The 14,854-nt window shown below is 51.4% G+C and carries 8 protein-coding genes and 1 pseudogene; 6 read left to right on the top strand and 3 right to left on the bottom strand.

The window, feature by feature from the left end:
• Nucleotides 1-117: 117 nt before the first annotated feature.
• Nucleotides 118-1,875, top strand: a complete 1,758-nt coding sequence (locus ABV298_RS03610) for an alpha-L-rhamnosidase C-terminal domain-containing protein (protein WP_353720827.1) — start codon at nucleotides 118-120, stop codon at nucleotides 1,873-1,875.
• A 14-nt stretch (nucleotides 1,876-1,889) separates the two neighbouring features.
• Nucleotides 1,890-4,730, top strand: coding sequence for a family 78 glycoside hydrolase catalytic domain (locus tag ABV298_RS03605; RefSeq protein WP_353720826.1), 2,841 nt, complete (start codon nucleotides 1,890-1,892; stop codon nucleotides 4,728-4,730).
• A gap of 5 nt (nucleotides 4,731-4,735) precedes the next feature.
• On the opposite strand, the pseudogene rfbD reads toward ABV298_RS03605, so the two are convergent.
• The 3 genes and pseudogenes from rfbD to ABV298_RS03590 form a co-directional block, all read right to left on the bottom strand.
• Nucleotides 4,736-5,617 (bottom strand): annotated as a pseudogene (gene rfbD, locus ABV298_RS03600) (dTDP-4-dehydrorhamnose reductase); the annotation flags it as partial.
• 42 nt (nucleotides 5,618-5,659) lie between these two features.
• Nucleotides 5,660-6,640 (bottom strand): T9SS type A sorting domain-containing protein, encoded by a 981-nt coding sequence (locus ABV298_RS03595; protein WP_353720825.1) that lies wholly within the window; start codon nucleotides 6,638-6,640, stop codon nucleotides 5,660-5,662.
• A gap of 181 nt (nucleotides 6,641-6,821) precedes the next feature.
• Nucleotides 6,822-8,192 carry a sugar transferase gene (locus tag ABV298_RS03590; protein WP_353720824.1) on the bottom strand — a complete coding sequence of 457 codons (1,371 nt, stop codon included), beginning with the start codon at nucleotides 8,190-8,192 and terminating at the stop codon, nucleotides 6,822-6,824.
• Between the two features lie 905 nt (nucleotides 8,193-9,097).
• On the opposite strand from ABV298_RS03590, the gene ABV298_RS03585 reads away from it, so the two are divergent.
• From ABV298_RS03585 to ABV298_RS03570, 4 genes are all read left to right on the top strand, one after another.
• Nucleotides 9,098-9,835, top strand: a complete 738-nt coding sequence (locus ABV298_RS03585) for a CpsB/CapC family capsule biosynthesis tyrosine phosphatase (RefSeq protein ID WP_353720823.1) — start codon at nucleotides 9,098-9,100, stop codon at nucleotides 9,833-9,835.
• A 217-nt stretch (nucleotides 9,836-10,052) separates the two neighbouring features.
• Nucleotides 10,053-10,880, top strand: a complete 828-nt coding sequence (locus ABV298_RS03580) for a polysaccharide biosynthesis/export family protein (protein WP_353720822.1) — start codon at nucleotides 10,053-10,055, stop codon at nucleotides 10,878-10,880.
• A gap of 52 nt (nucleotides 10,881-10,932) precedes the next feature.
• Nucleotides 10,933-13,302 carry a polysaccharide biosynthesis tyrosine autokinase gene (locus ABV298_RS03575; protein ID WP_353720821.1) on the top strand — a complete coding sequence of 790 codons (2,370 nt, stop codon included), beginning with the start codon at nucleotides 10,933-10,935 and terminating at the stop codon, nucleotides 13,300-13,302.
• 206 nt (nucleotides 13,303-13,508) lie between these two features.
• Nucleotides 13,509-14,837, top strand: coding sequence for a UDP-glucose/GDP-mannose dehydrogenase family protein (locus tag ABV298_RS03570; RefSeq protein ID WP_353720820.1), 1,329 nt, complete (start codon nucleotides 13,509-13,511; stop codon nucleotides 14,835-14,837).
• The last annotated feature ends 17 nt before the right edge of the window (nucleotides 14,838-14,854 follow it).

The raw sequence follows: 14,854 nt of genomic DNA, 5'->3' as shown, positions 1-14,854 counted from the left end.
AGCGTTAACGGTAGGTATATGGGTAACCGCTGCCGGCAGGACAGAGCAGGTTAGTTCACTAATTTATAATTATTTATTTTCCGGGAATATTACAATCCTGACCAAACCAATCCGCTTGTGAAAATCATTTTTGCCTTCCCTTTGCTTTTGTTTGTTTTAATGGCCGGGAGCGTTGCCGCACAGGAGCTTCCGCCGGTTTTCGATGACAGTTACCAGGCACAGAAGGACTCCCGGATAAGGCAATACCTTTCGCCGAAACGCATCGTGTGGATGTCCGACCGGAGCGGCGCTACGGTGACAGACGCCCAGCATTTGCTGCGACCGGGCATCGGGCAGGCCGATCTCGTCCATGAGAATTTCGCCAGGCTTATCAGCAAGGAAGGCGAAATGCCGGGCATATTGTTTGATTTCGGCAAAGAAATACAAGGCGGCATCCAGATAGTGACCGACCAGCCGGCGAACCAGAAGCCGATCCGCGTCCGTATCCGGTTGGGCGAATCGGTGAGCGAAGCCATGTCGGAGATCGATACCATTCACGGTGCGACCAACGACCATGCGATGCGCGACTTTACGATCCAGGTGCCCTGGCTGGGGGTCATGCAAGTAGGTAATTCGGGCTTCCGTTTTGCGCGAATCGACCTCGTGGATGCCGACCGCGAGCTGCAATTGAAAGAAGTCCGCGCTATTTTCGAATACCGCGACATTCCCTACCTCGGCTCATTTAAAAGCAACGACGAGCGCCTGAACCAGATCTGGAACACCGGTGCGTACACAGTGCACCTGAATATGCAGGAGTTCCTTTGGGACGGTATCAAGCGCGACCGCCTTGTGTGGGTGGGGGATATGCATCCGGAGGTGATGACGATCAACACGGTTTTCGGTAAAAATGAAGTGGTGGCCAAAAGCCTCGATCACGCCCGCGACATTACCCCGTTGCCGGGATGGATGAACGGTATTAGCGCCTATTCTATGTGGTGGGTGTTGATTCACAGAGATTTGTATAAAAATCAGGGCGACCTGGAATATCTCCGTAAGCAACAGAAGTACCTGGTTGGGCTGCTCGACCAACTTATGGAAAAGACAAAAGACAACAAGGAAAACCTCGATGGTACCCGCTTTCTCGACTGGCCGTCCAGCGAAAACCCGAAGGGGATTCATGCAGGCTTGCATGCGATGATGATCATGACGCTCGAAGCAGGGGCCGAGCTTTGCCTCGTTCTCGACGAACCCGCACAGGCCGCCCGGTGCAAAACCATGGCTACCCAAATGAAAATGTATGTCCCCGATGCCAACGGTTCCAAGCAGGCGGCGGCACTGATGGCGCTGGCAGGGCTGATACCTGCCGAAAGGGCGAACTCGGAAGTAATCGCCGTGGGTGATTGCGAGCGGTTTTCTACATTCTACGGCTATTATATGTTGCAGGCCAAAGCGAAGGCCAGAGATTACACCGGCGCATTGAACTGCATCCGCAATTACTGGGGTGGCATGCTCGATATGGGCGCTACCACTTTTTGGGAAGATTTCGACCTCGCGTGGACGAAAAACGCCGCGCCGATCGACGAGCTTGTCCCCGACGGCAAGGACGATATCCATGGTGATTTTGGGGCCTATTGTTACAAAAAGCTGCGTCACAGCCTTTGCCATGGCTGGGCTTCGGGGCCCACTTCATGGCTCACGGAGCACGTGCTGGGTATAAGTGTGGTGGAGCCCGGTTGCAAAACGATCCGGGTCCAGCCTAACCTTGGCGATCTGCAATGGGTGGAGGGTACCTATCCGACACCGCTCGGCGTGGTGAAGGTCCGGCACGAGAAACAGGCCAACGGCACTGTCAAATCCACCATTGACGCGCCGAAGGGTGTGAAGGTTTTACGCTGAGAATTATGGGTTTTATGAAAACGAATATGCTGTCGGCGATGCTGGCGCTGGGGGCCGCCTGGGCTCAGGCAAAAGGGCTGGTCCCTGGCTACCTTCGGTGCGAATACAAGGAATCACCGGTTACCGATGTCGTCCGACCGCGTCTGAGCTGGGAACTTACCGCATCCGAAAACAACCAGCTGCAAACGGCCTACCAAATCATCGTGGCTTCTTCGGTGGAAAAACTTACCGAAAATGCCGCCGATTTCTGGAATTCGGGAAAGCGGCCTGGTCGGGCAACGGCCCAGATCGAATATGGGGGAAAGCCTTTGTCGTCACGAACGGTTTGTTACTGGAAGGTGCGGAGCTGGGACAGGAACGGCGTTGCGGGCGAATGGAGCAAACCTTCGCAATGGGAAATGGGATTGCTGGACAAACCGGAATGGAAGGCACAATGGATCGGACTTGACCTGGATCATTTGGGAAAAGGCAAAGTGTACCATTTGCCGCCGGCGCCGTATCTGCGAAAAGACATTATACTGCGTACCGGCATCAAGAAAGCCCGGTTATATGCTACCGCGCTGGGTTTGTACGAGTTCAGCATTAACGGAAAAAAGGCAGGCGACGCCTTCCTGACGCCGGGCTGGACGGACTACGACAAGCGTGCTTATTATCAGGTTTACGATGTAACAGGCGATCTGAAAGCCGGGAAGAATGCATTGGCTTCGCAGCTTTCCTATGGATGGTATGCCGGCTACCTGGGTTATTCGCTGCTCGTCGGGAACCCTGTGGTACGGGCATTTTATGGAAACGTGCCCGTCCTGAAAGCGCAGCTCGAAGTGGAATATGCCGACGGTAAGAAGGAAACTTTCGTGACCGATCAGACCTGGAAAGCAAGCCAGGGCGCATTACTGGAATCGGACCTGCTGAACGGCGAAACTTACGACGCGCGCCTGGAACAGGCAGGCTGGAATCTGGCCGGTTTCGACGACGCGAAATGGACGAATGCCCAGGTGTTTCCCGACAAGGCGGAACGCAAAATACAGGTCTATCCCGGCCCGCCGGTTAAAATTACGCAGATATTGAAACCTGTGGGCCATAAAAACCGCGGCAATGGTACCTACATTTTTGATATGGGCCAAAACTACGCGGGCATTGTGCGCCTGCACGTGAAGGGCCGCGCAGGGGATACCATCCGGTTGCGATTCGGCGAAAAACTGTATCCCGACGGCCGCCTTATGACCGAAAACCTGCGCATGGCCCGGGCCACCGACACCTACATTCTGAAAGGCGACCCAGCAGGCGAGAGCTGGGAGCCCAGGTTTACCTTCCACGGGTTCCAATACGTGGAAGTAAAGGGGTTGAACAATGCGCCGGTGCAGCAGACATTGACAGGCCTTGTCATCGGTTCCGATACGCCGAAAGTAGGAACTTTTGAAACCGATAACGCGATGGTGAACCAGCTTTACAGCAATATCGACTGGACGCAACGCGCTAATTATATCGATATCCCCACCGACTGTCCGCAACGCGACGAGCGTATCGGGTGGACCGGTGACGCGCAGGTGTATGTGAAGTCGGCTACATTCAACCGCGATGTGGCTTCGTTCTTCACCAAATGGATCGTAGATCTTAACGATGGTCAGTATGAAAGCGGAGCATATCCCCTGTACGCCCCGCGCCCGAATCTCCGCAAAACCGATACTTTCTCGCCCGGCTGGATGGAAGCGGGCATTATTTGCCCATATCAGATTTACCGTTCTTACGGCGACACCCGCATGATCCGCGACGGCTGGGCCCATATGGTGCATTTCATGGATTTCCTCGATGCCAGAAGCAAAGGCACTTATCTTTTCAAGGAAAACGCTTTCGCCGACATCGACCCGAAAGGAGGCTTCGGCGACTGGCTTTCGTTCGGCAGGAAAACCCCGCCGGATATGCTCGCGTCGTTTTATTACGCATATTGCGCCGACCTGATGGCCGAAATGGCCGCGGCTATCGGCAATATGAGGGACCAGCAGCGATTTGCGGAAGTCGGCAGAAAAGTAAGAGCAGCGATCCGCAATCATTATGTAGGCCAGGATGGCCGTTTCAAATGCGACTCGCAGGCATATGGAAATGGCGCAGGGTACGTCGACGGCTCGCTTGGCTTTACGGGCCATACCCAAACGGCCTATGCCAACGCGATTTATATGGGTATTGTCAACGGAGAGGATCGCCGCAAAGCAGGCGTGTATCTGACCGCATTATTAAAAGATAATGGTAATAAACTCGCAACGGGTTTCCTCGGCGCCAAGCCGTTGCTGCCGGCGCTCTCGGCCACAGGCCATTCCGACCTGGCTTATCGATTATTCCTCAGCAAAGAATTCCCTTCCTGGGGGTTTGAAGTAGAAAACGGTTCCACGACCATCTGGGAGCGTTGGGACAGTTATACCAAAGAAGACGGCTTCAAATACAACGCAGCCATGAACTCGTTCAGCCATTACGCGTTCGGTGCTGTTTGTGAATGGATGTTCGGAAACGCAGCCGGTATCGTGATGACCAAACCCGGATTTGAAACATTCGATATTCGTCCCGAAATCGCGCCGGACGGCCTGGGCAGCAATGGCATCAACCACCTGAAAGCCTCTTTACGGACGATAAACGGTACGATCGTTTCTGAATGGAATAAGAAGGATCGTAAACTGACGATGAAAGTCTCCGTGCCCGTAAATACGCTCGCGCACATATATGTACCCGTAGGTGCGGATACGCAGGTGCTGGTAAATGGAGAGCAGCTATCTTCTTCCGCATTGGTAAAAGCTGTCGGAAAAGAAGATAGCTACCGTATTGTCGAGGCTGGCTCGGGCAACTACGAATTTACGGTGAGCAGGTAAGGCAGTTAGCTAACCGTTTCGTTTACCAGCCGGTCGATGCAAATGCCGAGGCTGTCGCGCCAGTAAGGGATCGAAATGCCGAAAGTGTTTTTAATTTTCGATTTATCCATGACCGAAAATGCCGGACGTACCGCGCGGGTTACATATTCGGAAGTTTTGACGGGATTCAGTTTGACGCTCGTTTCGCTGAGGTCGAATACCGCTTTGGCAAAATCATACCACGATGTGGCGCCCTCATTGCTGTAATGATAAATGCCATAGGCCTTGTTGTCGGATTCGATGATGTCCAGGATTGCGTTCGCGAGATCGATCGCATAGGTAGGCGAGCCCACCTGGTCCACAATCACGCCCAGCTGCTCGCGCTCACGGCCTAGGCGCAGCATCGTTTTTACGAAATTATTACCATATTCGGAATATAGCCAGCTCGTACGGATAGTATAATGCGCCGGCAGGATTTCGGCGATGGCCGCTTCGCCTTCCAGTTTTGTGAGGCCGTAATTATTCTCCGGCTCGGCAGGATCATCTTCGGAAAGTAGCTTGGGTATATTTCCTTTGAAAACAAAGTCGGTCGAAATGTGGATCAGCGTCGCCTGGTGTTTCCTGCACGTTTCAGCAATATACGCAGCGCCGTCGCGGTTTACTTTCCGGCAGGTATCTACATCGTCCTCAGCCTTGTCTACGGCGGTATAGGCCGCGCAGTTGATCACGAACTGAGGTTTTTCGGCCGTAAACAGTTTGTCGAGAAGATCTTTGTCCAGAATGTTGGCGTGTTCTTCGGAAGGGAATGAAATGTCGGTCAGATTACGTTCCGCTGAGACTTTTTTGAGACAGCTTCCCAGCTGCCCCGAGGCACCTAATACAACTATTTTCATTGAGTATTTTGATAATGCGTTGCTGCAAAGTTAAGAATGCCTCAGGGAAGGGGAATGTTATTTGCTGATTATTATTTTGCGGGAAGTAGTTTTTCCTTTATCGTCTTCGATGTTCACGACGTAAATCCCCGCTGGAATGCCGTTCACATCGATACCATTGTCATAAGCCTTGTTGACAGAGATTACCGCGCGGCCGTTACCGTCGAGAACCGATATCCGGCGGGCCTTCCGGCTGCCGCGCACAAAAAAACGGTCGCGGACGGGATTCGGGTACACAGCCGTTTCGCCCCCGTCCCACGAGGTGTACCCGGGTTTCTGAACCTCGGTAGCACCGGACAACGCAATGGTGCTGTCGGCGTCGGGAGCCATTTCACGCGCCGTCGACAGGTCGGCTCCGAAGGTATAGGCTACGTAACTGTTTGGTACGATGGCGGTGGTGGTAGTCATCGAGCCCGCGCTGATATTGCTACTCCCCCCGAACAACGATACGGGATCGATGACCGAGGCCAGTTTAACCCATTTCGAACCATTCCAGCCGATAATGTACACCTTGCTCATATTGCCGCCGGGCGCGAACGACGACATCGCGCTTTCCAGGTGCCACGACAAGGTGATCTTCGTAGGCGTGGTTCCGTTGATGTCCCAGTATTCGCGTGCCGACACTTTACCGATGTTGGCATCTTTGCTCGTCGCCGAAAACGGGGCGCCGGCCGGGAGCGGCGGATAGTTGCCGCCTTTGTGGCTGCTTGTTATACCTAAGGCCGGATTGGCCGAAAAATATGCGCCCATGGTACCATCGGCGGTGGCGGCAAATGGCCGGTACACCGAATTGTCGCAGACAGGAAAGATAAAGCGGTTACTTCCCTTGACTTTCACATAACCGTCGACCATGTTGCCTGTAATGGTGGCTGTACTCGGATAACTGACCCTTCCGAAAGTCTGGCGGTCGGTAAACAGTATCCGCCTTTGCGCATGCAGGCTGTTTCCCGCGATCAGCAACAGGCACAGCGGCCCCAACAATCGTATAACCCCTCTCATCATCTCTTTGTAAAACTGCTAAAAATTGGTAATGTATTTTGTTACACAATATTAGAAGTTATTCTACAAATTTCAAAATATGGGTTGCTAAATAGACGAATAGTTTTCGCCATAAACGACAAATGGCACCATCAGGCGCCATCTGTCTGCATTTTTGGTTGTGGATACTGTAAGAAAAATTCTATTGCCCGCGTCCAAGAACCATGACTTGGACAGTTCTGAAAATCAGCTGGACATCATCAAAAACACTGTATGATTTAAGATACTGGAGATCATATTTGAGACGTTCGACATTCTTGGCTACCGTATCGGCATAGCCCACGTTGATCTGGCCGATTGAGGTAATGCCCGGTTTTACAGTCAGCAGGCGCTGAAAATCATGCGGCGCGGCTTCCATCAGCATATCCACATCATATTTATAAAGAGGGCGCGGGCCTACCACCGACATTTCCCCTTTCAGCACATTGATGAACTGCGGGAGCTCGTCGAGGCGCGACTTGCGGAGAATGCGGCCGATCGGCGTGATGCGCGGGTCGTCGTCACCTTTGGAATGTTGCAGGCCCATTTTATCGGCATCGACCCGCATGCTGCGGAACTTGTAAATATAAAACGGCTCGCCCCAGCGGCCTGACCGCTGCTGTTTGAAGAATACCGGCCCCGGAGAGGTGATCTTGATTGCCGCCCAGACGAGGAAGAACACCGGCGCGCCGAGGATCATGACGATTATGGAAAAAATCAGGTCGAATGCACGCTTTACGGTCTGTTCGTTCAGGCTCGAAAACGGTTTGGTGTTGATCTGGATGATCGGGTACATGTCGTGGTATTCGATGGTCGCCATGTTGGTCATGAATCCGCGGAAATCCGGCACGAGGCGGATCTGCGTACGCTGGCGTTCGCCGAGGCGGATCACTTCGCGTACCTGGTCGTCGTTCATTTCGGAAAGGCAGCAGTAGAGATAATCGAGCTGCTTCTCCTTGACCATCGATTCCAGCTCGTCGATCGGGTTATGGTAGGCCGACAGGTCGATGGAGCCGGAAAAGCGGTAACCCAGTTCTTTGCGGTCGTTATAAAAGTCGCGGATCAGCGTCGCCAGATCGCCCTTGCCGACGATCCCGTAGCGGTTGTAGTTGTAACCGGCCTGGCGGTACAGTTTCAGGAAGAGCACCGAAGCGGCCCGTGACGTTACGCCGAGCACCAGAAACAACCCGTAAGTAAGGAGGAACTGCGTTCTGGAATATTCTTCCCCCTGTTTGCTCAGGTACAGAAATGCCATCATGATCGCCCCATGCACCGTAACAGCCTTGAACAGGTTCGTGATTTGCGTATTGAAATGATACGAAAGTCTCGTAAACCGGTAAGTTTTGAACAGATAAATGGTGAATATCCACACCAGGTTCGCCATCAGCAGCAGGTTGACGTACTGGTTCTCGAAGACCGTCGCGACACTGTTGTCAAAACGAAAGACGTAGGCGAAGAAGAACGATAGATTCAGCAGAGCGACGTCCGTCCACAGGTGAGCCTTAGGCAGTAGCCCAGGATAGTGATTTTTCATGATGTTGTAACGTTGAGTATGATATTAGGGAAGATCGCGGCAGCTTGTGTGGAAAGGACTGTCAGCGATATTTCTGATCCCATACCACAAGTCTACGACTAATCTTCAAAAATTTCAATATATAATGCGCATTAATTTTCAAAATGATCAAATAAGAACGATAGGGCCATATAATTTCTTTTATATAACTATTTCTACTTTTTTTTGTTCTATTTGACTTTGGTAGTTTTTGAGCGGTCGGCCGGTGTGAAAAGTCGGTGCCGGTTGTTGTCAGGGAATCCGTTTTATCCAAAAATTATACCAAGCCGCCTGTTCCTTTTGACGAGTGTTGGCTGCGGTTTAATACCACAATGTGCGGTGAATCGCAACTACACACTCGGTCACACTTTGTAGCATATTTTCGTCAATAGTACCACAAATTGTGACAAGCGGTTTTCTGTATGAAAGACAGTAGCGGAGCGCCGTGCATACGAAATTTGAACACTTTCTTTCCGGACTTTCGTCTTACGGAAGCGTTAATTTTTACAATGGAACGGCATTTTCGTTTGCTGGTCTGAATTTTGCCGCTGACTTCTGGCGAACGGCCAAATTGGATTCATCCCCGACGAGGCCCCGGCGCGAAAGAGTTGGTGTCCGCTCCCGGGAGGGGCAGTGAGGTGTTGGTTCTACAAAGCCATAGGCTGCGTTTATGAACATTCTGTTAAGAAACCGCAATTGTGATGTAAGGAAAAAATCCAATTTTAAACTTTGAAAAATTATTTATCGTTTTTGGCTCGAAAATGTACAACTTTCAATTGTTTTGTCTTAATTTTATCCAACTTTGTGGAAAGTAACAAATTGCGGCCCGTGTTTCCGGCTGGTTTTTTTTACCCTCCCGGCGGGATATTTGCGTGCCGTACGTATATATGCTCAACTGGTTATTTGAAAAGAAGAAAAAAGAGGATGCAGACCTGTCCGTGATCGGGATGGACCTGCATTCCCACTTGATCCCGGGGATCGACGACGGCGTGGAGACCATCGAAGATTCCCTGGCGATGCTGCAGAAGATGTACAGGCTCGGTTATCGCAAGGTGTACACGACACCTCATGTGATGTGGGACTGCTACCGGAACACGCCGGCTATCATCCGCGAAGGGATCGCCGATGTGCGGGTGGCGGCAGCGAACGCCGGTCTCGATATGGACATTCACGCGGCAGCCGAATATTTTATCGACGAACATTTTGTGGAATTGCTCAATACAGGTGGCGAGTTGCTGACTTTACCAGGCAACCGCCTGCTGGTCGAACTGCCTTATTCGACGAAACTGATGAACACTTCCGAAACCTTGTTCCAGATCGTCGCCAAGGGTTACCGGCCCGTACTCGCACATCCCGAGCGTTATACGTATTTTTACCAGGACCCGTCGATTTTCAGGAAACTTTGCGACCAGGGATGTGAATTACAGGTGAATGTGCTCTCTCTCGGAAACTATTACGGAGAAAATGTGCATAAAATGGCCGACTGGCTGCTAAGCAACGGCCTGATAACTTTCGTCGGAACCGACGCGCACAAGCCGGCACATTTGGATTTAATTAATAGGACGGATAAAAAGGGATGGCTTAAAAAGTACAAGTTTCAAAACCTGAAACTGATGGACGAGTAGGATTTTACCTTGAATAAAATTCTACACGTATATCGCGCGTTTTCGGAATATACGTAAAAATTCCTTTAATTGCGTTTGTTGGTATTTTTATGCTGTCCGTTCGAATGTTTTTAAGTGTTAGTTGAAATAAACCCGATGCAATGGTGTTTTTTATAACAAAACAATGAATTATATTCGTGCTCTGATTTTTAGAATCTTTCTTACTCAACGTTAATACATGAATACACTGCAAAAATCACCCGTTCGTTATTTTTTGTACTCTCTTGTGCTGGGAGTCTTCCTGATCAGCTCTGTTTCGTCCTGTATTTCCAATAAGTCAATTGTATATTTTCAAGGTGACTCCCTGAAATACTCGGCCCAGGAAATTACCCAGAAATATGTTCCGGTTATTCAGCCCAACGACATCCTGTCGATCGTGGTCGGAAGCCTGAACGCCGAGGCAAACGAGATTTTCAATACTCCTAACTCGTTCACAACAGCCACTACAAACTATTCTACAACGGGCGGCGGCGCGCGCGTACAGCCATTAGGCTACCTGGTGGATTCCGATGGTACCATAGAAATGCCGATGGTAGGGCGCGTAAAAATCGGCGGCCTCCGTACGATCGATGCGGCCGATACCATTCGTACGCGCCTGCTTAGCTACCTTAAGGAACCCAGCGTGATCGTCCGTAACCTGAACTTCAAGGTGTCGGTATTGGGCGAGGTCGCCCGTCCGTCCGTATATGTGATCCCGGACGAGAAAATCACATTGCCTGAGGTGCTCAGTTTGGCCGGCGACCTTACCATCTACGGAAAGCGTGAAAATGTAATGCTCATCCGCGAGGAAAACGGCAAGCGCGAATATGCCCGAATTGACCTCACCAGCAGGGATGTCCTCAACTCTCCTTATTATTACCTCCACAAGAACGACATCATTTATGTCGAGCCTATCAAGACGAAGATCAACGCAACCGACAGGAACGTACAGCTGGTACCGATCATTACCTCGATCGTGGCGGCTATCGGTACACTCGGGATCCTGATCATCAATATCACCAAGTAGCTTTTCCAGTGCCTGAAATCTTTTCAGTAGACACTTATTATACTCAACTGTTATGATCGATACTAAAATCAATGGAATGCAACCGTCCTTTTTGGAGGAAGAGGAGCAGGAATTTAATCTAAGGGAGTACATAAACCGGTATTTCAGATATTGGTATCTGTTCCCGGTGTTCATCGTCCTGGCACTTACGGGCGCGTTTTTCTACCTGCAGATCACACAGCCGGTTTACAGCACCAAATCCAGCATCCTGATCAAGGAGGAAAAAAGCATCGGCGGTTCGCAGGGCGATATCCTGACTGAAATGAGCTCCGAATTCGGAGGGAACAAGGTAGTGGAAAACGAGCTCGAAATCCTGAAATCGCAAACGCTAATGGAGCAGGTGGTGAAGGAGCTCAACCTGGACGTGTCCTATACCTCGAAAGAAGGTTTGCGGACGGTCAACCTGTACAAGCGAAGCCCTATCACACTGACCGCCGAAGTGATCACCCCACTTGGACTCGAAGAGCCGCTGACAATCCACATGGTCGACAGCACGCATTTCCGGTTCAATAACGAGGACAAGGTATTCCAGGTGGGCCAGCGTTTCAACAACGCGTGGGGCGCATTTGTGGTCAACAAAGGCAAAGACTCGGAGTATAAAGATATTAAAGTGCATTTCAGCGACGTGAAAGCGCTCGCGGAGGCAATACTCGGCCGGCTCTCGATCACCCAGCCGAACATCAAGAGTACCGTACTCGAACTGACTTACGAGGACACCGACATCCAGCGCTCGAAGGATATTCTCAATAAGCTGCTCGATGTGTATGTGCAGGCCTCGCTCAACGACAAGAACACCGAAGCGAGCAATACGCTGAAATTCATCGAGAACCGCCTTGGCCTGATCACCGAGGAACTAGGCGATGTGGAAAAGAATGTAGAGACTTATAAAACCAATGCGGGCATTACTGATATCAGCTCGGAGTCGAAGTTGTTTTTGGAAAATATCAAGGAAAACGACGCGCAGCTGAACGAGGTCAATACAAAGCTGAGTATTCTGGAAAGTGTCGACAACTACATCCAGAATGCAGGCGAAGGCGCCGTAGCCCCCGCTACTTATATGATCGACGACCCCGTGCTGGTGTCGCTGCTGACGCGTTTCAATGAGCTGGAACTTCAGCGTGAGCGCTATGCACGTACAACTACCACCAAAAACCCGCTGCTCGAAACGATCAATACGCAGCTGGAAGGTACACGCCAGTCGATCCGTGAAAACGTGCAGAACCTGAAACGCGGGATGGCCGTCACGAAGCGTAACCTCGAAAATATCAACAACCGCTTTTCGGCCGGCTTGCGTGCGATCCCTAAAAAAGAGCGTGAGTTTGTAGGGATCAAGCGCCAGCAATCGATCAAGGAAGAGCTTTATCTTTATCTTTTACAAAAAAGGGAAGAAACCGCACTGGGCTATGCCGCCACGGTTTCGGACAGCCGGCTGATCGACGCCCCTGTGACGACGTCCCAGCCGATCAAACCGAAACGTGCATTCATCTGGCTTGGAGCGCTTGCGGGCGGAATCGCCATTCCGGTATTGCTGATTAACCTCCTGTTCATGCTGAACAACACCGTACAGCGCCGCGAGGAAATCGAAAAAGTAACCCATTCGTCGATCCTCGGCGAGGTAGGGCAGATGAATACCCCGGCCGGGGCTCCTGCCGACGACAATATTATCAAAATGACCAGCCGCACGGCCGTTGCCGAACAGTTCCGAGCGCTGCGTACGAACTTGCAGTATCTGGGCGACGGCAGTTGCCGGATCCTGATGTTCACCTCGTCTATCGGCGGCGAGGGCAAGAGCTTCGTAAGTGTGAACCTGGCCGCGAGTCTGGCCTATTCGGACAAGAAGGTATTGCTGATCGGTCTCGATTTGCGCAAGCCTACACTGCACGAGCGCCTGTCGTTGCCGAATAAAACCGGTGCTTCGAACTGTCTGATCGGTCAGGGCAACTATGAGGATTACATTCAGCAAACGGATGTCCATCCTAAATTCCACGTTCTCACCAGCGGTCCTATTCCGCCGAACCCGTCGGAGCTTCTGAGCAACGGCCGCCTGCCGGTAATGCTTGCGGAGCTGCGTAAAGAGTACGATTACATCCTCATCGACTCGCCGCCGTTCGGTCTGGTAACCGACTCCGCGCTGATAGCCGAGCACGTGGATGCCACGTTGTATATCGTTCGTTTCAACTACACATTGCTCGACCACCTGAAACGCATTGGCGAACTCCATAAGGCACGCCGCTTCCAGAACCTGTCGATCATCTTCAATGGTGTGAATTACGGCATCGGTTACGGTTACGGCTACGGCTACGGTGGTTACGGCTACGGTTACTACAAGGAGGAAAAATCCGAAAAGGGCAGCCGCTTGAAGAAACTTGTGGGGATGAACTGACCTGAGAATCCCCGGGAAATAACGTGTAATGTTGCTTCTCGGGGAATAGTTTAGATATTTCGTATTCTTTCGTAGTATTTATTTGGATTTTCTTTAAAAAGTATTATTTTAGTAGGCCTTGTAGACAGACAGTCAGATAAGTTTGTTCGAAGCCTCAGGAAATAATTATAATCTAATCAATTTACTCAACGTTATTTTTTCTGCGTATGAAAATCGCTGTTATTGGAACCGGCTATGTTGGACTCGTTACCGGAACCTGCTTTGCTGAAACCGGAAACCAGGTTACCTGTGTGGACATCGACGTTAACAAGGTAGCCAGAATGCAAAAAGGAGAGATCCCCATCTACGAGCCCGGTCTGGACGTATTGTTCGATCGTAACATTGCCGAAGACCGTTTGAAATTCACCACCGACATCGTGGAAGGTATCGAAGGAGCGGAAGTGATCTTCCTGGCACTTCCCACGCCGCCGGACGAGGATGGTTCTGCCGACCTGAAATACATCCTGGGCGTAGCCAACGACCTCGGTCCGATCCTGAAAAACTATGCGGTGATCGTCGATAAGAGCACGGTGCCGGTGGGTACCGCTGAGAAGGTGCGAGCGGCCATCGCGCAGCACGCAACTGTGGATTTCGACGTGGTGTCGAACCCGGAATTCCTTCGCGAAGGCGTGGCGGTCGAAGATTTTATGAAGCCCGACCGCGTAGTGGTGGGAACGACTTCCGACCGTGCGAAGAAGGTAATGGAGAAACTGTACGCGCCATTGGTCCGCCAGGGTAACCCCATTATTTTCATGGACGAGCGCTCGGCGGAAATGACCAAGTATGCGGCCAACTCCTTCCTGGCACTCAAAATCACTTTCATGAATGAAATAGCCAACCTTTGTGAGAGGGTTGGGGCCAATGTGGACGACATCCGCCGCGGTATCGGGACCGACAGCCGTATCGGAAAACGCTTCCTGTTTGCCGGTATCGGATACGGTGGCAGCTGCTTCCCCAAGGATGTGCAGGCGCTTGCCAAGACGTCCATCGACTACGGCTACGATTTCCGCACGCTGAAATCGGTGATGGCCGTGAATGCCGACCAGAAAAAGAAATTGCTGCCAATTGTTGAGGACTTCTTCGAAGGCAGCCTGGCAGGCAAAACGATCGCGGTATGGGGCCTTGCTTTCAAGCCGTATACCGACGATATCCGCGAAGCCCCTGCGCTTGAAAATATCCGGGCGTTGCTCGCGGCAGGAGCGAAGGTCACTGCCTACGATCCTGAGGCAATGGAAAATGTTAAAAGATTGATCCCCGAAGTTACCTACTGCCACACGGCTTACGCGGCGCTCGACGACGCCGATGCACTGATGATTTTTACCGAATGGCCACAGTTCCGCACCCCGGATTTTATTAAAATGGGCAAGCTCCTCAAAGAGAAGGTCGTGTTCGACGGCCGTAACCTCTATGAGCTGAACACGATGCGGGAGCACGGCTTTACCTATTACAGCATTGGACGGGAAGCGGTTAACGCGGTTGAAGAACCGGTAGCGTAGGTATTCCCGAAGGTCAC

The organism is Dyadobacter sp. 676, assembly GCF_040448675.1.
Lineage (GTDB): Bacteria > Bacteroidota > Bacteroidia > Cytophagales > Spirosomataceae > Dyadobacter.
The sequence above is the reverse complement of the archived record's forward strand: the minus strand, read 5'-3'. Positions and strand labels throughout refer to the sequence as shown.